Genomic DNA, 20,136 nt, shown 5'->3' with positions numbered 1-20,136 from the left:
CAAGCCCGATGAATTTGATCGGGAAAAGGCAATTGGGGTCCGTCGGTGGCAATCAACACAGCTCCTCCGCGATTGGAAATCCGCAATCTGGTCTGTCGGTTCGGCGGGCGCACGGTGGTGGATAATGTCTCGCTGACCGTTCAGGCGGGGCAGGTGACCTGTCTGCTGGGCCCGTCGGGCTGCGGCAAATCCACTACGTTGCGGATGATTGCCGGCGTCGAAATGCAGGACTCGGGCGAAATCTACGTCGATGGCAAGCTGGTCTGTGACACGGTGTTCAGGGTGCCGCCGGAACGTCGCGAGATCGGACTGATGTTCCAGGATTTCGCTTTGTTTCCGCACCTCAGCGTGGCCGACAACGTGGCTTTTGGCCTGAAGGGGGCCAAAGAGCAAAAACGGGAACGTGTCGAAGAGTTGCTGAGAAAGGTCGACCTGATCCGCCATATCGACGGGTTTCCGCATCAACTGTCAGGGGGCGAGCAGCAGCGGGTCGCGCTGGCCCGAGCGTTGGCGCCGCGTCCGCGGATCATGCTGATGGACGAGCCGTTTTCTGGCCTCGACAACCGTCTGCGCGACGGCATCCGCGACGAGACCCTCGCCATCCTCAAGGAAGAGGACGCCGCCGTGCTGCTGGTCACGCACGAGCCCGAAGAAGCGATGCGCATGGCCGACGAGATTGCACTGATGCGCCGCGGCAAGATCGTGCAGCAGGGCGCGCCCTACAATGTCTACACCCGACCCGTAGACAAGGCTGCCGTGGCATTTTTTAGTGATGTCAATGTGTTGCAGTCCCAGGTGAATGGAGCATTGGCGCAAACGCCATTTGGTCAATTCCTGGCGCCGGGTGTTCCTGATGGCACTGACGTCGAAATCGTTTTCCGCCCTCAGCATGTGCGGCTGGACTTTGATCGCAATGGCAAGGGACCGCTGCCGACGGCGACCGATGGCGTTGCAGCCCGCGGCGTGGTCGAACGCGCTCGCTTTCTGGGCAACGAAAGCCTGATCGAGTTTCGGATGGACTATGACGGCTCGATCCTCAAGGCGACCGTCCCGAACGTGTTCGTGCCCAATCCGGGCCGGGTGATGTGGTTGACCATCCGGCGGGATCGCTGCTTCGTTTTTCCAGCCTAGGCGCCGCAACCGGTCGATTTCCCGGCGAGTGGTGCGCGAATGCCGCAGAATGCGCCGGGGCATCGCTTGCCGCATCCTTTGGGGCCGTCTATCAAGGGCGAAACGCGGGGGCACAGGCAGGCAATGCGCATACTTCTGACAAATGACGACGGGATCAACGCCCCAGGCCTGATCGCGCTCGAGGCGATTGCTGCGGATGTGGCCGGCCCGGATGGTGAGGTCTGGATCGTGGCTCCGGCTTTCGAACAGTCAGGGGTCGGGCATTGCATCAGCTATACCCATCCCATGATGGTGGCCAAACTGGGCGAGCGTCGTTACGCGGCCGAAGGGTCGCCGGCCGACTGCGTACTGGCCGGGCTTCATGACGTGATGAAAGACGCGCGACCTGATCTGGTTCTTTCAGGCGTGAACCGGGGCAACAATTCGGCCGAGAACACTTTGTACTCAGGCACGATCGGCGGCGCGATGGAGGCCGCACTTCAGGGCATTCCGGCGATCGCCTTGTCGCAGTACTTTGGCCCGCGCAATCTTGGGCTGGACGACCCGTTCGAGGCCGCCACACGGTTCGGAGCGGACCTGGTACGACGCATCCTTGAGGCCGATCCGCCCGCGCAGGAAGACTACCGCCTGTTTTACAACGTGAATTTCCCTCCGGTGCCTGCCGATGAAGTTCTGGGTACCCGCGTCGTGCGTCAGGGATTCCGACGCGACACGCATTTTGGGGTGGAACCGCACAGCTCGCCCTCGGGCCGCCGTTTCCTGTGGATCAAGGGGGGCTATCAGCACAACCCGACGGCTCCGGGAACGGATGCTGCGGCGAACCTGGACGGCTATATCTCGATCACGCCGATGCGGGCCGACCTGACCGCCGATGATGCGCTGGAGGCGTTGAAGACGATCGAATGACCGGACTGGACCCCGAAACCAAGATGCAGTTCCTGTTCGCCCTGCGGTCGCGCGGGGTGACGGATGCGCGTGTTCTGGACGCGATGGAGCAGATCGACCGCGGCAAGTTCGTGCGCGGCCTGTTCGCCGAGCGTGCCTACGAGGACACGCCGCTGCCGATTGCATGCGGCCAGACGATCAGCCAGCCCTCGGTCGTGGGTCTGATGACGCAGGCGCTGCAGGTCACGCCGCGCGACAAGGTGCTCGAGGTGGGGACGGGTTCGGGGTATCAGGCTGCGGTGCTGTCCAAGCTGGCGCGGCGGGTCTACACCGTGGAACGCCACAAGCGTCTGGTGCGCGAAACCGGTGAGCTGTTTCGCGAGTTGGGTCTGACGAATATCACGGCGATGCTGTCGGATGGATCTTTCGGGTTGCCCGAACAGGCTCCTTTTGACCGCATCATCGTCACCGCCGCGGCCGAGGACCCACCGGGCCCGCTCTTGGCGCAGCTCAAAATCGGCGGTATCATGGTCTTGCCCGTTGGGCAGTCGGATGCGGTTCAGACCCTGATACGGGTCACCAGAACCGAGACCGGGCTGGAATATGACGAACTGTTGCCTGTTCGGTTCGTGCCCTTGCTGGAAGGGCTTGGAAAGGACGAGGCGTAACGTAGGTTTAGGAATTGGGCGCCAGAACCCCGGCAAACAGGGGCAGGTGTTGAGGACAGTGATATGAGAGCAGTTTCCAAGTCAGTCTTGGGTCGTGGAACAACGGCGATGGTTGCCGCGCTGGTGCTTGCCGGTTGCGAAGGCCCGCTGGATTACGACCTGCGCGGTCAGGTCGGCGGTTTTTCGACCACTCCGGCCGCACAATCAGCCACCACGAACCGACCGGCGCCGGACAGCCGTGGCGTGATCACCTATCCGACATATCAGGTTGCCGTCGCGCAACGGGGTGACAACGTCGCCGCCGTGGCTGCGCGGGTCGGTCTGCCCGAGGCCGAGCTGGCCCGGTTCAACGGTCTCAAGCCCACCGACCAGCTGCGCGAGGGCGAGGTGCTGGCCTTGCCACGGTCCGTCGGCGCCGGAGCGGGGAACGTCGATATCGCCTCGATTGCCACGACCGCGATTGATCAGGCGCCGGACACGGGCGGCGTGCGGGTCACGAACCTTGAGCCGGCCAAACCGGCACCCGTCACCTCGACGGACGAGCCGATCCGGCACAAGGTCAAGCGGGGTGAGACGGCCTATACCATTTCCCGCCTGTATCAGGTTCCGGTCGATGCGCTTGCTGAATGGAACGGTTTGGGTTCGGACTTCGCCGTGCGCGAAGGGCAGTTTCTGCTGATCCCCGTCAAGAATCAGGCTGCACCGCGCCAAGCTGCCGCCGCAGCGCCCACGGCGACCACCGAACCGGGGCAGGGATCGCCCACCCCGACACCGCCCAGTGCAACGCAGCCGTTGCCGGACGAAAAAGTTGCGCCGTTGACGCCCGCTCCGGACGTGACGGCCGAGGCCCCGACGAATTCCAGCTCGTCAGCCTTGGCTCTGCCGGTAACTGGCAAGATCATTCGCCCTTATGCCAAGGGTAAGAACGAAGGGATCGACATCGCCGGTTCGCCCGGTGCATCGGTCAAGGCGGCTGAAGCCGGTACCGTGGCGGCCATTACGGCGGATGCGGATCAGATCCCGATCATCGTCGTCAAGCACACCAACGATTTGCTGACGGTCTACGCGAATGTCGAGAACATCTCGGTCAAGAAGGGCGACCGGGTCAGCCGCGGCCAGAGCATTGCCAAGCTGCGCGGGGGTGAGAACGCCTATGTGCACTTCGAGGTACGCAAAGGGTTCGAGTCCGTCGACCCCGAAACCTATCTGCGCTGAGGGTCTGAGCGCCGTTCCAAGTAGCCTTGCGCGAAAAACGGGATCAGGCGGTCGGGTTGTAGTCAGCCAGCCGCTTTCCGGGTTCGTCCGCAAATATCTCGGGCAGCGGTGTGACGCTTTCGATCAGGTCGATGCGGAACACGCGGAAGGCGTCGCGCAGCTCGCACCAGGCGGTCAGGGTCCAGACCCGGCCCCAGTATTCCATGTGCAGGGGGCGGATCGTGCGTTCGGTCAGGGTTCCGTCGATGCGCCGGTAGGTCAGCCGCAGTTTCTGGCGCGATTTGATGGCCGCCCGGATCGGAGCCATATGCGCCAGCCCGCGCGCGGCATCGGCAAAGGGGTAGACGGCGAATTTCCACGCATCCGCCTCGGCCACCACCTGGGTGGGCAGTACCGCGTCGATCTTGGCGGCCAGCGCCTCGGCGGCGGCCTTCAGGTCGGGGTCGGCGGCCTCGGCCACGATCGCCATGCCGAGGTTCAGGGCCTCAAGCTCGGCTGGGGTGAGGTTCAGCGGGGGCAGGGTGATCTGCTCGCGCACCATGTACCCCACGCCGCGTTCGCCCTCGACCGGGACGCCAGACGCCACCAGCGTGTCCATGTCGCGATAGATGGTGCGGACCGAAACCTCGAGCCGGTCCGCGATGTCCTGCGCGCGGTGCAGTTTGCCGTCGCGCAGGATCTGGATGATGTCGAACAGGCGATCAGTGCGGCGCATGACACGCCGTCCGGACCGCGATCAGGCGGTCATGTTCCATAGCACTTTCTCGTGACGCATCTGGATGCTGGAGGGGTCGATGGCCGCCATCAGACCGGCGGCAAAATCCTGCTGCGGGAACTGCGCGGCGGCGTCCTGCGCGGCCTTCATGTCGGTCCAGATGACATAATCGGTCCAGCGGCCATCCTCGCCCTGGCTCAGCTGTCGGTGGGCAAAGCCCGGGGCCGCGCGCACGAAGGCCTCGGTCGTCTGGCTGAGCCTGACGAACTCCTTCGGCGTGGTGCCATCGGCGAGGGTGAAGGTGACGATTTCAGCAACATGGGTCATGTGAGTCTCCGTTGACCAGGTTTCGATGCCCTGTTCCTAGTCGCCTGCAACTGACATAAACCTGTCAGTAGAGAATTGCCAGCCCGCAAAAAGCGCCCGAGCGGCCCGGATTTGAACGCGGATTTGACTTGCGTCACTTTTTTCGGCTGCCCGGTGGGCGTAGACAGGCTTCCAGATCACATTCCCGGCGCGGCGCGCCGACGTAGAAGGAGAAGAGACATGCTCAACAATATCGGCCTTCCCGGCCTGCTGCTGATCGCCGTCGTGGTGCTGGTGCTGTTCGGCCGCGGCAAGATCAGCTCGTTGATGGGTGAAGTGGGCAAGGGCATCACCGCATTCAAGAAAGGCGTCAAGGACGGTACCGAAGAGATCGAACAGGACGCGTCCGAGCTGGCCAAGGATGTCACGCCCGAGTCCGACAAAGACAAGGTCTAATCGCCCATGTTTGATCTGGGCTGGACCGAGCTTCTTGTCATCGGCATCGTTGCCCTGATCGTCGTGGGGCCCAAGGACCTGCCGGTTCTGTTCCGCAATGTCGGACGGTTCGTCGGCAAGGCCCGCGGCATGGCGCGCGAGTTCTCAAGCGCCATGAACGAGGCGGCCGACCAGGCGGGCGTGAATGACATAAAGAAAGGACTGGACGCGGCCACCAACCCGGTGGGCAGTGCGATGGACGGCGTCAAGCAGGCGGCCCAGGACATGGCCAAGAGCATGGACCCGACCAAGTTCGACCCCGACAGCGAAACCGGCAAACTGGCCGCTGAGCGCGCCGAGCAGGCCAAGAAGATCCAGGCCTCAACCGCCCGTGCGGCTGCCGAGCGCAAAGCGAAAGAAGCCGCCGAGGCCCTGGCCAAGGCTGAAGAGGCCGAAGCCGCGCTGAGAACCGAAGGCAAGACATGAGCAAGACCGACGAGATCGAAGATACCTCGGCCCCCCTGATCGAGCATCTGGCCGAGCTGCGCACGCGGCTGATCCACAGCGTCGTGGCATTTTTGATCGGTATGATCATCTGTTTCACGGTAGCCACGCCGATCTTCAACTTTCTGACCCAGCCCCTGTGCGATGTTCTGTCCGAGCGGGGACAGGACTGCGACCTGATCTTCATTTCGCCGCAGGAGGGCTTCTTCGTGGCGATCAAGGTCTCGCTCTTGGGTGGGTTCATTCTGGCCTTTCCGTATATCGGTATGCAGATGTGGCGGTTCGTGGCGCCGGGGCTCTACCGGTCCGAGAAGAACGCCTTCCTGCCGTTCCTGCTGGCCTCGCCCTTCATGTTCCTGCTGGGCGCGAGCTTTGCCTTTTACGTGGTCACGCCGCTGGCCTATGACTTCTTCCTTGGGTTCCAGCAATTCGGGGCCGAGGGCGAGGCCTTGGCGGATGATGCCACTGCGCCGCTGAGCGTGGTGTTCCAGGGATCGGCGCAGGAATATCTGAACCTGACGATCAAGTTCATCGTGGCCTTTGGCCTGTGTTTCCAGCTGCCGGTTCTGTTGACCCTGATGGGCAAGGCCGGGCTGGTCAGCGCCGAAGGTTTGGGCGCGGTGCGCAAATATGCCGTGGTGGGCATTCTGGTTCTGGCCGCCATCGTGACCCCGCCGGACGTGATCACCCAGATCATCCTGTTCGTTGTGGTCTATGGCCTGTACGAGATTTCGATCTTCCTGGTGGCCCGGGTCGAGAGAAAGCGTGAAGAACAGCTGCGCGAGGAGGGCTATTACGACGATGAAGAAGCCGCCGATGATGCGATGATGGACGAGTTTGACGCAGAAGACGGCAAATAAACCCGACAAGTAAACGGGGAAGGGCGTGCCTTGACGGGTGCGCCCTTTCTTCATGCGGGTCTTGTTGGCGGCCCGTGAACGTGGTTGAAATCGGCCGCAAGACTTCGGAGGACCCATGGACGACCAAGCCCTGAACCGCATCGCCGACGCCTTGGAGCGCATGGTCCCGGCGCCGTTGGCCGCGCCCGATTTCTCGACCGCCCCCGCCTTTGTCTGGCACATCGGGCCCGACCGGCTGGAGCCGGTGCACCATGTCAACCGCGTCGATCTGGATCTACTGGTGGGCATCAACCGGTCGCGCGATACGCTGCTGGACAACACGCGCCGCTTCGCCGCCGGGTACAAGGCCAACAACGCGCTGCTGTGGGGTGCGCGCGGCATGGGCAAGTCCAGCCTGGTCAAGGCGGTGCACGGCACCCTTCAGACCGAGTTTCCCGACCTGAAGCTGGTTGAACTTCAGCGCGAGGACATGGGCTCGGTCGCGCGGCTGCTGAACCACCTGCGCGCCGCACCTTACCGGTTCATCCTGTTCTGCGATGACCTGTCGTTCAGCCATGACGACCAGCACTACAAGTCGCTGAAGGCCGTGCTGGATGGCGGGATCGAGGGCCGGCCCGAAAACGTGGTGTTCTATGCCACGTCAAACCGCCGCCACCTGATGCCGCGCGACATGATCGAGAACGAACGCTCGAGCGCGATCAACCCGTCCGAGGCGGTCGAGGAAAAGGTTTCGCTGTCCGACCGGTTCGGCCTGTGGCTGGGGTTCCACCCCTGCGATCAGGACGAATACCTTGCTATGATCGACCGGTATTGCGCGGCTTATGGCGTCAGCGTCGATGCCGACGTTCTGCGGGCCGAGGCGATCGAATGGCAAGCCACGCGCGGCGCACGTTCGGGCCGCGTGGCGTGGCAGTTCTTTGTCGATCTGGCGGGCCGAAAGGGCGTTCACATCGAATGAAAACGGCGCCCGCTTGGGGCGCCGCTACATCTTTCCCGTCGATCTGACCGAAAGGTCTCAGTCCAGCATGGACAGCAGGCGCGCTGCCTCGTCCGAGGGGCTGGCCAGCTTCGACCGGTCCTCACCGGGGAAGAAACGCGCGCGCAGGGCTGTGGCCATCGGCTGGGGCTGCAATACATGAACCTTCGGCCCGGTGCGCACGGTTTCGGCGGCCCAGCTGCGCGCCATGGCGATCTGCGCGGCCTTGGTTGCACCATAGGTGGCGCAGAACTTCTCGCCCGCGCGGGGGTCATCAAAGAACACAGCCTGTCCAGCCTCACCTAGCAAGGGCGCGACATAGGGGATCAGCACCGAAGTTGCCGAGGCGTTCACGTCCACGGACTTTTGCCAATCCTTGGGGTCGATGAAATTTGCGGGCGTCAGCGGTGCGGTGTGGATGGCCGTATGCAGCCACAGGTCCAGCTTGCCCCAGCGGTCATGGATGCCCCGGCAGAGCGAGGCCATGGCATTGGGGTCGGCGATGTCCATCGGGGCCAGGGTGGCCGCGCCCCCTTTGGCCTTGATGCGGTCATCCAGGTCTTCCAGCCCGCCGGTGGTACGGGCAACGGCGACGATGTGATACTCGGGCGCCAGCGCCTCGGCCAGAGCGGCACCAAGGCCGCGCGACGCGCCGGTAACAAGTGCGATTTTGGTCTGATCGGTCATGCGCGGGGTTTGAACCCAAGCGCGCAGCCCGTCAAGCCCGGATCAGCTTCCGGGGATGGCGATGCGCTGGGTCTGGCCGCTTTGTCGCAGCATGATGCCGTCTTTGTCGATGGCCACGATCGTGCCCGAACCAAAACGGCTGCCGGTCTTGACCTCTTTCACCCGTCCAGACGATGAGCGCATCAGGGCGCGCATGTCGTTCTGCGGGCCAAAGACGCCCAAGACGGTCGTACCATTCTTGCTGAGCGCGCCCTTTTGGGTGGCCGCGCTGTCGACTCTGGGATTTGCCATGTAAACTGGCCGGCCCGGTGGCCCGGCCTCCGTGTGATTGCGTGAGTGAGCAGCCGGTTGGCTAGCAGAGCCAAAGGGGAAGGAAAAGCCGATGCAGCAGGTTTCGGCCATGTTTCGCCACGCTGATCCGGACCATGAAAAAAGGGGCCATGCGGCCCCTTTGCGAAGTCTCTGAATTTCGGCCTTATTCGGCCGCCGGTTGCATCTTGAACCCTTGTTCAACCATGTCCGCCGGAGTGACGGGATACTCGCCCGAGAAGCATGCGTCGCAGTATTGCGGGCAGTCCTTGCTGCGGCCCTGCGATTCGCCGACCGCCCGGTACAGCCCGTCCAGCGAGATGAACTTGAGGCTGTCGACCGCCAGATGCTTGGTCATTTCTTCCTCGGTCATCGTGGCGGCCAGCAGCTTTTCGCGCTGTGGGGTGTCCACGCCGTAGAAACAGGGCCAGGCCGTGGGCGGCGAGGCGATGCGGAAATGCACCTCTTTCGCGCCGGCATCCAGGATCATTTCCTTGATCTTGCGGCTGGTCGTGCCGCGCACGACCGAGTCGTCGACCAGTATCACCCGCTTGCCCTCGATCAGGGCGCGGTTCACGTTCAGCTTGAGCCGCACGCCCATGTTGCGGATCTGTTCGGTGGGTTCGATGAAGGTGCGGCCCATGTATTGGTTGCGGATGATCCCCATCGCATAGGGGATGCCCGACTCCAGCGAGTAGCCAATGGCCGCGGGCGTGCCGCTGTCGGGCACGGGGCAGACCAGATCCGCCTCGACGGGGCTTTCCTTGGCCAGTTCGCGCCCGATGGCTTCGCGTGTCTCATAGACCGAGCGTCCACCCAGAATCGAGTCTGGGCGCGAGAAGTAGACATGCTCGAAGATACAGAACTTGCTGGGTTGCCGGCGGAACGGGAAGTGGCTCTCAACACCGTTCTGGGCATTGATCACAACCATTTCGCCGGGTTCGATCTCGCGCAGGAATTCGGCACCGATGATGTCCAGGGCACAAGTTTCCGAGGCCAGGCACCAGCCATCGCCGATTTTGCCCAATACCAGCGGGCGCACACCCAGAGGATCGCGGACGCCGATCAGCTTCGTGCGGGTCATGGCGACCACCGAGAAGGCACCCTCGACCCGGCGCAGCGCGTCTTCCATCCGTTCGGGGATGTTGCGCTGCAACGAGCGGGCCATCAGGTGGATGATGCATTCGCTGTCGGACGAACTTTGGAAGATCGAGCCGCGCTCGATCAGCTCGCGCCGCAGGGCATTGGCGTTCGTGATGTTGCCATTGTGCGCAATCGCGGCGCCGCCCATCGAAAACTCGCCAAAAAACGGCTGGACGTCACGGATGGCGGTTTGGCCCTTGGACCCGGCCGTGGAATAGCGCACATGGCCGATCCCGATCGGTCCGGGCAGGCTTTCCATCACGTCGGACGAGGTGAAATTGTCGCGCACATAGCCAAATCGACGGGCCGAGTTGAAACCGAGTTCGGGATCATGGGTGACGATCCCGCCGGCTTCCTGCCCGCGGTGCTGCAGGGCATGCAGACCAAGAGCAACGAAATTGGCGGCATCCTTGACGCCGACGACCCCGAAAATCCCGCATTCCTCGCGGAGCTTGTCATCATCGAACGGGTGGGCGGGGGGCATCTGCGGGCTATGCAAGACAGGCAGCTCCGATTCCATGGCGAGTTGGCCCTCACATAAAGCCTAATGCCCCCCATGTCACCAAAGGATCATAATTCGTTTTGCCGCAGGCCGGGTTTCTGGTTTGATGGGGCCGCGAACATGAGTGTTTCCCGTGTTTTGAACGCGCTGCGTGGAAAGTTGCCGGCAGCATTTGACCGAGGGCAAAACAGGTATGTGGCAGGGACGACCGGGCCAGAAAAAGGAAGAGCACGACAAACGCCGGTGCCATCGATGCCGCGGAATGGGACGTGCACCTTGCCAGATATGCAACGGCAAGGGCGAAGTCCTGAAGGGCCGAGATCAATTGGGCAAGCCCCAGTTCAGCCGGTGTGACGGATGCTTTGGCCTGAAAACCAACCGCTGCTCGGTTTGTGGGGGCGAAGGGTTCGTCTGACCCTCTGACAAAAGAAAAGCCCGGCTGGCAGCCGGGCTGGTTCGTTTTGCTTGGCTGGCGGCTGTTACTGGCCCTGCGAATCCGCGGTGCAGGATGCAACGAGCTCTTCGTACTGGGTGGTCACCCAACCCAGGGCGGCCTCGGGGTTCTGCTCTTCGATCCTGTCGCTGAACTGCTCAAACACCTTAGCCGAGCGGCTTTCGTCGACGATCGTGTAGGACTGGCCGGTCATCACGGTGTCGTAGACAAAGAAGGCGATGGCAACCAGCAGAATGCCGCGGGCAATGCCGAAGAAGAAACCCAGCGCCTGATCCAGCCCACCCAGTGCCGAGCGCTGTACCAAGGACGAGAACAACGGAGTGAAGATGCTGACCACGATCAGCGCAATGGCAAACACCGCGGCAAAGCCCGTAATCACCGACAATTCGCAGCTGTCACGCAAGAAGTCTCCGACCACAGGGATTTCCTTGACCAGCGGCACGGCTTGCGGTGCAAAGATGAAGGCCAGAACTGCGGCGGCGACCCAACCTGCAATGGCCATGACCTCGCGCATGAAGCCGCGCGAATAGGCCAGAATCCCCGACAGCACGATGATCAGGGCAACGAGCCCGTCAATTATTGTAAAACCTTCCATGGCCCTCGCCTGTTCTTTTTCTGCCCCTCGAGGCGCGACTTTAACCTGCTCCGAAGGTTTCGCCAACAAACCCGACCAAATCAGAGGGTCGGGTGAGTGTCAGACCTGCCACAGTACCGGTTTTGCCGCCTGCCGGAGCAATTGCTGCTGTGAAACCAAGTTTTTGCGCTTCTTTCAACCTGTTTTCGGTCTGCGGCGCTGGTCTAAGTGCCCCGGATAGCGAGATTTCTCCGAAAACCACGGTGTCGGCGGGCAGGGCGGTGTCCTCGCGCGCGCTCAGCAGGGCGGCAGCCACGGCAAGGTCGGCCGCGGGCTCGCTGATCTTCAGGCCCCCGGCCACGTTCAGATAGACGTCGAGCCCCGCAAAGGGGATGCCGCAGCGCGCTTCGAGCACGGCGAGGATCATCGCAAGCCGTCCGCTGTCCCAGCCGACGACCGTGCGGCGGGGCTGTGAATGGGGCGAGGGCGCGACCAGCGCCTGCAGTTCGACCAGAACCGGCCGGGTGCCCTCGATGCCTGCGAAAACGGCCGAGCCGGGGGTGGGTGTGCCGCGTTCCGACAGAAACAGGGCCGAGGGGTTGGTGACCTGTGCCAGACCCTTGCCCGTCATCTCGAACACGCCGATCTCGTCGGCGGGGCCAAAGCGGTTCTTGACCGCGCGCAGGATGCGGAATTGGTGGCCGCGCTCGCCCTCGAAATAGAGGACGGTATCGACCATGTGTTCGACCACGCGGGGGCCGGCGATCTGGCCTTCCTTGGTGACATGGCCGACCATGATGATGGACACGCCGTGGCGCTTGGCAAAGCTGGTCAGCTCGTGCGCGGCGGCGCGGACCTGACTGACTGATCCCGGTGCGCTATCGACATTGTCAGCCCACATTGTCTGGATCGAGTCGATGATGGCAAGGCCGGGTTTCTCGGCCTCGAGCGTGGTGAGAATGTCGCGAAGGTTGGTCTCGGTCGCCAGTTGAACCGGCGCGTCCTCGAGCCCCAGACGGCGCGCGCGCATGCGAACTTGCGCACTGGCTTCCTCGCCCGAGACATAGATGGTTTTTAGCCCCGACCGGGCAAAGCGCGCGGCGGCCTGCAACAGCAGGGTGGATTTGCCGATGCCCGGATCGCCGCCCACCAGCAGGGCCGAGGCCGGGACCAGCCCGCCGCCCAGGACACGGTCCAGTTCTTCGACACCGCAGACTGTGCGGGGCGGCGGGGCCTCCTCGGTGGAGAGGTCAGTCAAGGTGACGGCCTGGCCGCGTTTGCCGCCCAGAGATTTCTTGGCTGGGCCCGCCGACAACGGGGCCTCTTGAACTATGGTGTTCCACTCGCCACAGCCATCGCAGCGGCCGGACCAGCGGGAATGCGAGGCGCCACAGGCCGAGCAGGTGAAAGTCGTCGTCTTTGCCATGGCGCAATTCGTGCCCGAGCTTGCGCGGTTCTTCAAGCCCTTCCGGTGTTCAATCCGGACTGACGGGCCGCGGCGTCAGGCCCGGGCGGGCCATCCTTCGCGGCGGGTGCTGGCGCACCTGGTGAGTGAGTGGCTATTCGGCGGCGCGGGGCGGGGGCATGGCGATGACGCTCGACGCGGTCGGGTCGCTGTCGTCCGGCGGTGTCTGCAACTGGGCGGAAAGCTCGGGCAAAAGCTCGAACAATTCTTCGCGCAGGCGGGCCAGTTGCGCCTTGGCGATGGACTCCTCGATCTCGATGTCGCGGGTCCATTGGCGCAATTCATGCTGTATGGTCTGGGCGTCTTCGATCCTTTGCTGGAACAGTTCGACCTCTTCCTGCCGCTGTTGCAGGAACGCCCGCGCTCGGGCGACTTTGGCCGCGCCGTAGGTTTCGGCCAGTTCGTGGCTGACCTGGCTCATCTGCGCGGCCAGTTCAAGGATCTCGGGCTCCAGCGATTGCAGGTCGGGGTGATCGCGCAGGAAGGCCATGCGCTCCTTGACCGCGTCAAATTCCGAGGCCAGCGCGAACACGCCGCTGCGGTCAGCCGCATGGGCGATCTGGTAGGCATCGACCACGTCCTGCATTTGCAGCGAGAACTTCCGATGCGCGTTTTCCAACGCCATCATGCGCGCGCTGGAGGGCAGGTAGAAGGCGAGCATCAGAACCAGAGCGGTCAGGCCGATCTGGATGTAGACGCCGGCGTTCGGAATGTCCTGACCGCCCAATCCAGCCTGCATCGTCAGCCAAGGCCAGACATTCACGGCGGCAAGCAGGGTGGCGGATACGGCAAACAGAGCGGCGGCGCAGATCAGGAAAAAAGTCAGTCGCAGGAATACGTTCTGGAAATGAATTGAAATCGAATGGAGGGCGGCCATGGCAGTCCTACTCCTTTGGAAACCGGCAAAACCGGGCCCGGGCGGAGTATCCATCAAACGTGCAAGACGGTCCGCGTCGGACCCTGAAACAAAAATGACTTGGCTGCTCGAATACTGGCCATCATAGCCAGAAATGCGTTTTCAATCAATCAGGTCCGGAGGTTTCGTGAACCAAGTTTCACTTCGGTAACGTATCCCAGCGCGATCGACGCAAGGATGCAGCCGGTGAAAAGGTACAGGCCCCACGCTGTTTCGATCGTTGCGTATGAGATGCCCTTGGCCAACGTGATGTAGAGCGCGATGAGGAAGATATCGGCCATGGCGAGCTTGCCCATGATGTTCAGCGCGGGTTGGACACGCGGGTCCAGCAGGTCCCATTGGACCAGCGCGGTGCCGATGGTTTTGACGTACGGGGCGAACAGGGCAAAGACGGTGACGACCAGCGCGAGGAAGATGTCGGATTTCCACAAGGACTGGAGGCCGGTGATGACGCTGATCTCGCTGAGGCCGAAGATCGGCAGCAGGCCCGCGCGCATCAGCGGGGCGAACCACGCGATAGGGTAGAGGATCAGGAGCGAGAGGGTGGCGAGGCGGAGGGTCATTATGCTTAAATCGTAGGGTTTATGGACGACGCTTTCTTCGACTGAATGATGTGATAACGTGTACAAGTGAAGTCATGTAAAGTCATTCGGCAAGGAGATAATTTCTATGCCCGCCTATTTGGCGTTCAAGTCGGTTGTTGATCCTTCCGATTGCGATTTCCTTGGGCACATGAATGTATCCAGGTATTTTGCAGCATGTTCAGATTCCGTTTTCGCCATGCAGGCAGAAATGGGTTTGACGGCAGACGATATGCGGAGCGGTAGGCGGCTTTCCTTCGCAGTGGTGAATATCAACAGCGACTTCCGGCAGGAACTTGGTTCGGGCGAAGCGATCCAAATGGAGAGCGAAATTCTGGAAATTGGAAAGAAATCCATGACTTTCCGCCACACGCTTAGAAAAGTAGCGGACGGTGAAACGGCTTTCACCGCTGTGTTTAAATGTGTTTTGCTGAACTTGGAAACACGCCGGGCTGAGGTGTTGCCCGGTGATGTTTCAGAAAAAGCGAAACTGTGGATGGATGTAGAATAGACCTACCGCACCGCCTCAATCGGCCCTTCCGCACTCCCACTGATGAACTGTTCGACATAAGGATCGCCCGAGGAATCCATCTGGCTGACCGGTCCGGTCCACTGGATCACCCCGTCATGCAGCATCGCCACGTTGTCGGCAATCGCGCGGACCGAGCTCATGTCGTGCGTGATGGTCATTGCGGTGGCGCCCATTTCGGTCACGATCTCGCGGATCAGGTCATTGATGACGCCCGACATGATCGGGTCCAGCCCCGTAGTGGGTTCGTCGAAGAAAATGATCTCGGGTTCGGCGGCGATGGCGCGGGCCAGACCTACACGTTTCTGCATGCCGCCCGACAGTTCGGACGGGTAGAGATCTGCCACCTTGGCGCGCAGGCCCACGCGGCGCAGTTTTTCTATCGCGATTTCACGTGCCTCGTCCGTCGGTCGTTTCAACGAGCCGCGCAGCAGGCGGAAGGCCACGTTCTGCCAGACGGGCAACGAGTCAAACAGGGCCGCGCCTTGAAACAGCATCCCGAACCTGGCCAGAAAGGCGTCTCGGTCACCGGTCTGGGCGTCCTGCCCATCGACAAAAATCTTGCCGCTGTCGGGTTTGATCAGACCAAGGATGCATTTCAGCGCCACGGATTTTCCGGTGCCCGAGCCACCGATGATCACCATGGACGTGCCTTTGGCAATCTCGAGGTTCATGCCCCTGAGCACGTGGTTGTCGCCGAAGGCCTTGTGTACGTTCTCCATCCGGATCATAGCGAGAAGAACACCCCTGTAAGAACGAAGTTGGCGGCAAGGATCAGGACAGCGGCGGCCTCGACCGAGCCCTTGGTTGCGCGGCCCACGCCTTGCGCGCCGCGCCCCGAATGCATGCCGAAATAGCAGCCCATGATGGCCGCGATCATGCCGAACGCCGCTCCTTTGACCAGCGAGGACAGGATGTCGAGCGGCTCGAGGAAATCGACCGTGTTTTTCAGATAGGCTGCCGGGTTGAAGCCGAGGTTCTGCGTCGCCACGGCGTAGCCGCCCGCGATGCCGATGATGTCGCCCACGGCAACCAGAACAGGGACGGTGATCAATGCGGCCAGAACGCGCGGGGCCGCCAGGTATTTCATCGGGTGGGTCGACAGGGTGACCAGGGCGTCGATCTGCTCGGTCACCTTCATTGTGGCGATCTCGGCGGCGATCGACGAGGTGACGCGCGCCGCAATCATCAGGCCGACCATGACAGGACCCAACTCGCGGACCATGCCGATGGCCACGATCTGGGGCACGACGGCTTCGGCGTTGAAACGCGCGCCGCCGGCGTAGATCTGAAGCGCCAGCGCGCCGCCGGTGAATATGGTCGTCAGGCCTACGACCGGCAGCGACAGCCAGCCGATGTTCAGCAGAGCCATGCCCAGTTCACGCGGGTAGAACGGCGGTCGAAAGATGTGTGACAGAGCATCCAATGCAAACAGCGCCACGCGGCCGAACGCCGCCAGCAGGTTCAGGACCGCGCGGCCCAGTTCGCCAAGCCATGCGAGTGGATTCATTCGACATAGCCCCGCGAATAGCGGCTGCCGAGTGAGGTCAGGATCTCGTACCCGATGGTGCCCGCGGCCTCGGCCAGGTCGTCCACCGTCTGATGGCCGTTCAGAATGCGCAGACGTTCGGGCGTGTGCGGCAGGTCGGTCACGTCGACGGTGATCAGATCCATCGAGATGCGTCCGACGACGGGGCAGGGCAGGTCGCCGGCAAACGTGTCGATGCCGCCACCGATGGCGCGATGCAGTCCGTCGGCATAGCCCGCGGCCACGGTTGCGATCCGCGAGGGGCGCCGGGCCTTCCACGTGTTGCCGTAGCCGACGGTTTCTCCGACTGCCAGGTCGCGCACTTGTATCACCGGCAGATCGACGGTGACCACAGGTTTGGCGCCCGCAAAGGGCAAGCCGCCATACAGGCCGATGCCGGGCCGACAGAAATCAAAGTGGAATTCCGGCCCCAGCAGCAGGCCACCGGTGGCCGCCAACGAACGCGGAGCCGATACGCCATCGGTCATCTCGCGGAAGGTTTTCAGCTGTTGCCGGTTCATGGGATGGTCCGGTTCGTCCGAACAGGCTAGGTGCGACATGACCACGACAGGGTTCAGCGCCTCGGTCCGGCTGCGCAGAGCGGCCCAGTCGGAAGGCTCCAGCCCGAGGCGGTTCATGCCACTGTCCAACTGAATCCCGAACGGATGGACCGGCAGCGCCTGCAGGTGGCGTTGGAATTGCTCGGGCGAGTTGATCAGCGGCACAAGGTCGTGATCGCGCAACAGGTCGGCGTCGCCCTCCATATGGCCTGAAAAGACGCAGATCAGCGGGCCGGGGCCAATCGCCTGACGGACGGCTGCACCTTCCTCGGCAACGGCGACAAAGAACTTGCGGACGCCTTCTTCGGCCAGCGTGTTGGCAACTGGTCCGGCGCCCAGACCATAGGCGTCGGCCTTGACCACGGCTCCGGTCTCGACATCGGTTTTTGCGTCCAGCGCCCGCCAGTTACTGGCCAGCGCATGAAGGTTGATCGTCAAACGTGCAGTACTCATGACCCGTTCATGACATTGCGCCGCACGAGGTCAAGGGGGAATGCGCTGCAAACGCGCGTAAAGTCCTTGCCATGGGCGGCTTGTAGCCGGGTTGCGCAGGTCCGTGCGGGCTTGAACGCGGGCAAGACAGCCTGCCAGCATTGTCCGCCTATCCGGGCCAAAACCGTTGGCTGATCCAGATCGTTCATCCGGCGCATTGGGCCGCGGCACATGGATTCGGGCCTGATGGGCTTAGTAGCCTTCGATCTGGCCACCCTGCTGCCAGGGTTTGACAAGGTTGCCAAATCGGGTGAACTGCGCCTCGAAGGACAGTTCGACCGTGCCGATGGGGCCGTGGCGCTGCTTGCCGACGATGACTTCGGCCTTGCCGTGCAGGCGCTCCATCGCCTGCTTCCACTCTTCCATCTTCTCCAGCTCGTGATCGCCGGGCTTTTCGCGCTCTTTGTAGTATTCCTCGCGGAACACGAACATCACCACGTCGGCGTCCTGCTCGATCGAGCCGGATTCGCGCAGGTCGGACAGCTGCGGGCGCTTATCGTCGCGGTTTTCCACCTGACGCGACAACTGCGACAGGGCGATGACGGGAATATTCAGCTCTTTCGCGATGGCCTTCATGCCCATCGAGATCTCGGCGATCTCGTTCACGCGGTTGTCGGACATGCCGCGGCACAGCTGCAGATAGTCGATGACCAGCAGGTCCAGCCCATGCGTCCGCTTGAGCCGCCGCGCCCGGGCCGCCAATTGTGAGATCGGTAGAGCCGGTGTGTCGTCGATGTAAAGCGGACAGGCTTCCAGCGCTTTGGCCGCATCGACGAAACGGCGGAACTCGTCCTCAGTCATGTCGCCTTGACGGATCTTGTGGCTGGAGATTTCGGACGCCTCGGCCAGAACCCGTCCGGCCAGCTGCTCGGCGCTCATTTCCAGCGAGAAGAAACCGACGACGCCGCCGTCCACCGCACCCTCGGTGCCATCGGCGCGCTGACCCCGCTTATAGGCTTTGGCCACGTTGAACGCGATGTTGGTCGCCAGCGAGGTCTTACCCATCGACGGACGCCCGGCAAGGATGATCAGGTCCGACGGGTGCAACCCGCCCAGCTGTTTGTCCAGATCGGCCAGCCCGGTCGAAATCCCGGCCATGCCGCCGCCGCGCTGATAGGCCTCGTTGGTGACATTCACCGCCTCGGTCACGGCCTTGAGGAAGGATTTGAACCCCTGTTCGGTCTGGCCCTGTTCGGACAGCTTGTAGAGCTTCTGCTCGGCCTCGACGATCTGTTCCTTGGGCTCACTGGCCACTTCGACCCGCGCGGCCTTGTCCGAGATGTCGCGACCAAGCCGGATCAGTTCGCGCCGGATCGCCAGATCATAGATCATCTGGGCATAGTCATGCACGGCGAAGGCGCTGATCGAGGCCCCGGCCAGCTTGACCAGATAGGCCGGGCCGCCGAGTTCCTTCAAACCCTCGTCCTCGGCCATGAAGGATTTCAGCGTCACCGGCGATGCCAGCGCGTTCTTGGCGATGCGCGCGGCGGCGACCTCATAGATGCGGGCATGGACCGGGTCATAGAAATGCTCGGGCCCGATGATCGAGGCGACCCGGTCATACAGGTCGTTGTTGGTCAGGATCGCGCCCAGAAGCTGCTGTTCGGCCTCGATGGAATGCGGCATGGTCTCGGCGTTCTGAATCTGCGCCGCTGCCTGCTCGATACTGCTGATCTCGTTCATTGCTGCTCTCGCTGTCCCCATGGGACAAAGGTCATATCGCGGCCCCGTGAGTCGGGGCAAATTGTATGTTTTCTGGGGATATGCTGTGCATATCTTCCGCTCCTGCATCTTGCCGCAGGGATCGGTCATTCGTCAACATCTTGTGGATAGGTAGCAAGGCTGACGGCCAGTGTTTCCTGGCCGGCAACAATGGCTCAACAGTCAGCTCTTGTTGGCGTCCTGCCAGCCGCGCGGGTCGTTCAGGAAGGCTTCGACCCCGTCCAGCGTTTCGGCGTCGAACGTGCCCTGTGCCTTGGCCTCGGCCAGAACGTCCCACCAGGTGCACAGGTGGTGCAGTTGCACACCGTGATCGCCCAGCGTCTTTTCGGTTTCTGGGAAGATGCCATAATAGAAGATCACCGCCGTATGCCCACAGGTGGCGCCGGTTTCGCGGATTGCGTCCACGAAGGACAGTTTTGAGCCGCCGTCGGTGGTCAGGTCCTCGACCAGCAGCACGCGCTGGCCTTCGGTCATGGCCCCTTCGATCCGGGCGTTGCGGCCATAGCCCTTGGGCTTCTTGCGCACATAGGTCATCGGCAGGGCCATGCGCTCGGCCACCATCGCGGCGAAGGGGATGCCCGCGGTCTCACCACCGGCGATGTTGTCGAAGGCTTCGAACCCGGCATTCCGCATGATGGTGACCGTCAGGAAGTCCATAAGGGTCGACCGGATGCGCGGGTACGAGATCAGCCTGCGGCAATCGATATAGGTGGGGCTGGGCAGGCCACTGGCCAGCGTGAACGGCTCGCGCGCGTTGAAATGCACCGCCTTGATCTCCAGCAGCATCCGCGCGGTCAGGCGGGCGATTTCCGTGCTGTCGGGAAAGGAACTGGGGATCATGGCGGGACCTCGGCGCTGAAATGACGTTGCGGGCTGATAGCCTGCCGACCGGCCCGATGTCGAGAGGGGTTGGCGCAAAAGAAAAGCGGACCTCCCAAGAGGTCCGCTTGATGCCCGGATGGGCAGTCGAGCCAGCCAA

General features: G+C 62.6%; 23 protein-coding genes. 9 read left to right on the top strand and 14 right to left on the bottom strand.

Going from position 1 to position 20,136, the window contains the following annotated elements:
- The first annotated feature begins 45 nt into the window (after nucleotides 1-45).
- From ACR3EK_RS08725 to ACR3EK_RS08710, 4 genes are all read left to right on the top strand, one after another.
- Entirely contained in the window at nucleotides 46-1,131 is a 1,086-nt protein-coding gene (locus tag ACR3EK_RS08725; protein WP_480633173.1) for an ABC transporter ATP-binding protein, read from the top strand.
- A 123-nt stretch (nucleotides 1,132-1,254) separates the two neighbouring features.
- Entirely contained in the window at nucleotides 1,255-2,037 is a 783-nt protein-coding gene (surE, locus tag ACR3EK_RS08720) for a 5'/3'-nucleotidase SurE (protein WP_170358974.1), read from the top strand.
- Nucleotides 2,034-2,684: a protein-L-isoaspartate(D-aspartate) O-methyltransferase gene (locus ACR3EK_RS08715; protein ID WP_170338827.1), complete on the top strand. Its 651-nt coding sequence runs from the start codon at nucleotides 2,034-2,036 to the stop codon at nucleotides 2,682-2,684. The genes surE and ACR3EK_RS08715 overlap by 4 nt, the downstream gene beginning before the upstream one ends.
- A 63-nt stretch (nucleotides 2,685-2,747) precedes the next feature.
- Nucleotides 2,748-3,899 (top strand): M23 family metallopeptidase, encoded by a 1,152-nt coding sequence (locus ACR3EK_RS08710; protein WP_170338325.1) that lies wholly within the window; start codon nucleotides 2,748-2,750, stop codon nucleotides 3,897-3,899.
- 43 nt (nucleotides 3,900-3,942) lie between these two features.
- On the opposite strand, the gene ACR3EK_RS08705 is transcribed toward ACR3EK_RS08710, so the two are convergent.
- Complete coding sequence (locus tag ACR3EK_RS08705; RefSeq protein WP_170358978.1) at nucleotides 3,943-4,614, bottom strand: helix-turn-helix transcriptional regulator; 672 nt, start codon at nucleotides 4,612-4,614, stop codon at nucleotides 3,943-3,945.
- 21 nt (nucleotides 4,615-4,635) lie between these two features.
- Nucleotides 4,636-4,941 (bottom strand): hypothetical protein, encoded by a 306-nt coding sequence (locus ACR3EK_RS08700; protein ID WP_170366121.1) that lies wholly within the window; start codon nucleotides 4,939-4,941, stop codon nucleotides 4,636-4,638.
- 219 nt (nucleotides 4,942-5,160) lie between these two features.
- Between ACR3EK_RS08700 and ACR3EK_RS08695 the strand changes: the two genes are divergently transcribed.
- The 4 genes from ACR3EK_RS08695 to ACR3EK_RS08680 all read left to right on the top strand — a co-directional run bounded on the left by ACR3EK_RS08695 (nucleotide 5,161) and on the right by ACR3EK_RS08680 (nucleotide 7,677).
- Nucleotides 5,161-5,376, top strand: coding sequence for a twin-arginine translocase TatA/TatE family subunit (locus tag ACR3EK_RS08695; protein ID WP_170338833.1), 216 nt, complete (start codon nucleotides 5,161-5,163; stop codon nucleotides 5,374-5,376).
- Nucleotides 5,377-5,382: 6 nt separating this feature from the next.
- Nucleotides 5,383-5,841: a Sec-independent protein translocase protein TatB gene (gene tatB / locus ACR3EK_RS08690; RefSeq protein ID WP_170358981.1), complete on the top strand. Its 459-nt coding sequence runs from the start codon at nucleotides 5,383-5,385 to the stop codon at nucleotides 5,839-5,841.
- A complete protein-coding gene (tatC, locus tag ACR3EK_RS08685; RefSeq protein WP_480633172.1) occupies nucleotides 5,838-6,719 on the top strand; it encodes a twin-arginine translocase subunit TatC in 882 nt (293 codons plus the stop codon). The genes tatB and tatC overlap by 4 nt, the downstream gene beginning before the upstream one ends.
- Nucleotides 6,720-6,834: 115 nt before the next feature.
- Nucleotides 6,835-7,677 carry an ATP-binding protein gene (locus ACR3EK_RS08680; RefSeq protein ID WP_480633171.1) on the top strand — a complete coding sequence of 281 codons (843 nt, stop codon included), beginning with the start codon at nucleotides 6,835-6,837 and terminating at the stop codon, nucleotides 7,675-7,677.
- A 57-nt stretch (nucleotides 7,678-7,734) separates the two neighbouring features.
- Here ACR3EK_RS08680 and ACR3EK_RS08675 read toward each other — a convergent pair whose 3' ends face one another.
- The 7 genes from ACR3EK_RS08675 to ACR3EK_RS08645 form a co-directional block, all read right to left on the bottom strand.
- The gene (locus ACR3EK_RS08675) at nucleotides 7,735-8,382 is read right to left on the bottom strand and encodes an SDR family NAD(P)-dependent oxidoreductase (protein WP_480633170.1); all 648 of its coding nucleotides are present in this window, start codon (nucleotides 8,380-8,382) and stop codon (nucleotides 7,735-7,737) included.
- A 42-nt stretch (nucleotides 8,383-8,424) separates the two neighbouring features.
- Nucleotides 8,425-8,673, bottom strand: coding sequence for a hypothetical protein (locus tag ACR3EK_RS08670; protein WP_480633169.1), 249 nt, complete (start codon nucleotides 8,671-8,673; stop codon nucleotides 8,425-8,427).
- A 184-nt stretch (nucleotides 8,674-8,857) separates the two neighbouring features.
- Nucleotides 8,858-10,318, bottom strand: a complete 1,461-nt coding sequence (gene purF / locus ACR3EK_RS08665) for an amidophosphoribosyltransferase (protein ID WP_093962976.1) — start codon at nucleotides 10,316-10,318, stop codon at nucleotides 8,858-8,860.
- Nucleotides 10,319-10,815: 497 nt separating this feature from the next.
- Nucleotides 10,816-11,385, bottom strand: coding sequence for a CvpA family protein (locus ACR3EK_RS08660; RefSeq protein ID WP_093962256.1), 570 nt, complete (start codon nucleotides 11,383-11,385; stop codon nucleotides 10,816-10,818).
- Between the two features lie 40 nt (nucleotides 11,386-11,425).
- Nucleotides 11,426-12,790 carry a DNA repair protein RadA gene (gene radA / locus ACR3EK_RS08655; RefSeq protein WP_480633168.1) on the bottom strand — a complete coding sequence of 455 codons (1,365 nt, stop codon included), beginning with the start codon at nucleotides 12,788-12,790 and terminating at the stop codon, nucleotides 11,426-11,428.
- A gap of 133 nt (nucleotides 12,791-12,923) precedes the next feature.
- A complete protein-coding gene (locus ACR3EK_RS08650; protein ID WP_170372443.1) occupies nucleotides 12,924-13,706 on the bottom strand; it encodes a kinetochore Spc7 family protein in 783 nt (260 codons plus the stop codon).
- Nucleotides 13,707-13,855: 149 nt separating this feature from the next.
- Nucleotides 13,856-14,308, bottom strand: coding sequence for a paraquat-inducible protein A (locus tag ACR3EK_RS08645; protein WP_480633167.1), 453 nt, complete (start codon nucleotides 14,306-14,308; stop codon nucleotides 13,856-13,858).
- A gap of 106 nt (nucleotides 14,309-14,414) precedes the next feature.
- Here ACR3EK_RS08645 and ACR3EK_RS08640 point away from each other — a divergent pair, with 106 nt between their 5' ends.
- The gene (locus ACR3EK_RS08640) at nucleotides 14,415-14,837 is read left to right on the top strand and encodes an acyl-CoA thioesterase (protein WP_170338851.1); all 423 of its coding nucleotides are present in this window, start codon (nucleotides 14,415-14,417) and stop codon (nucleotides 14,835-14,837) included.
- Between the two features lie 2 nt (nucleotides 14,838-14,839).
- Here the strand turns inward: ACR3EK_RS08640 and ACR3EK_RS08635 are convergent, their stop codons facing one another.
- From ACR3EK_RS08635 to ACR3EK_RS08615, 5 genes are all read right to left on the bottom strand, one after another.
- A complete protein-coding gene (locus ACR3EK_RS08635; protein ID WP_170338853.1) occupies nucleotides 14,840-15,586 on the bottom strand; it encodes an ABC transporter ATP-binding protein in 747 nt (248 codons plus the stop codon).
- Nucleotides 15,583-16,365 (bottom strand): MlaE family ABC transporter permease, encoded by a 783-nt coding sequence (locus ACR3EK_RS08630; protein ID WP_170338351.1) that lies wholly within the window; start codon nucleotides 16,363-16,365, stop codon nucleotides 15,583-15,585. The genes ACR3EK_RS08635 and ACR3EK_RS08630 overlap by 4 nt, the downstream gene beginning before the upstream one ends.
- Nucleotides 16,362-17,396 carry an alanine racemase gene (gene alr / locus ACR3EK_RS08625; RefSeq protein ID WP_480633166.1) on the bottom strand — a complete coding sequence of 345 codons (1,035 nt, stop codon included), beginning with the start codon at nucleotides 17,394-17,396 and terminating at the stop codon, nucleotides 16,362-16,364. Before alr ends, ACR3EK_RS08630 begins: the two co-directional genes overlap by 4 nt.
- Nucleotides 17,397-17,627: 231 nt before the next feature.
- Nucleotides 17,628-19,118 (bottom strand): replicative DNA helicase, encoded by a 1,491-nt coding sequence (locus ACR3EK_RS08620; protein WP_480633165.1) that lies wholly within the window; start codon nucleotides 19,116-19,118, stop codon nucleotides 17,628-17,630.
- A 201-nt stretch (nucleotides 19,119-19,319) separates the two neighbouring features.
- Nucleotides 19,320-19,997 carry an orotate phosphoribosyltransferase gene (locus ACR3EK_RS08615; RefSeq protein ID WP_480633164.1) on the bottom strand — a complete coding sequence of 226 codons (678 nt, stop codon included), beginning with the start codon at nucleotides 19,995-19,997 and terminating at the stop codon, nucleotides 19,320-19,322.
- Nucleotides 19,998-20,136 lie beyond the last annotated feature (139 nt).

This window comes from Ruegeria sp. BC8, from assembly GCF_056535705.1.
The sequence above is the reverse complement of the archived record's forward strand: the minus strand, read 5'-3'. Positions and strand labels throughout refer to the sequence as shown.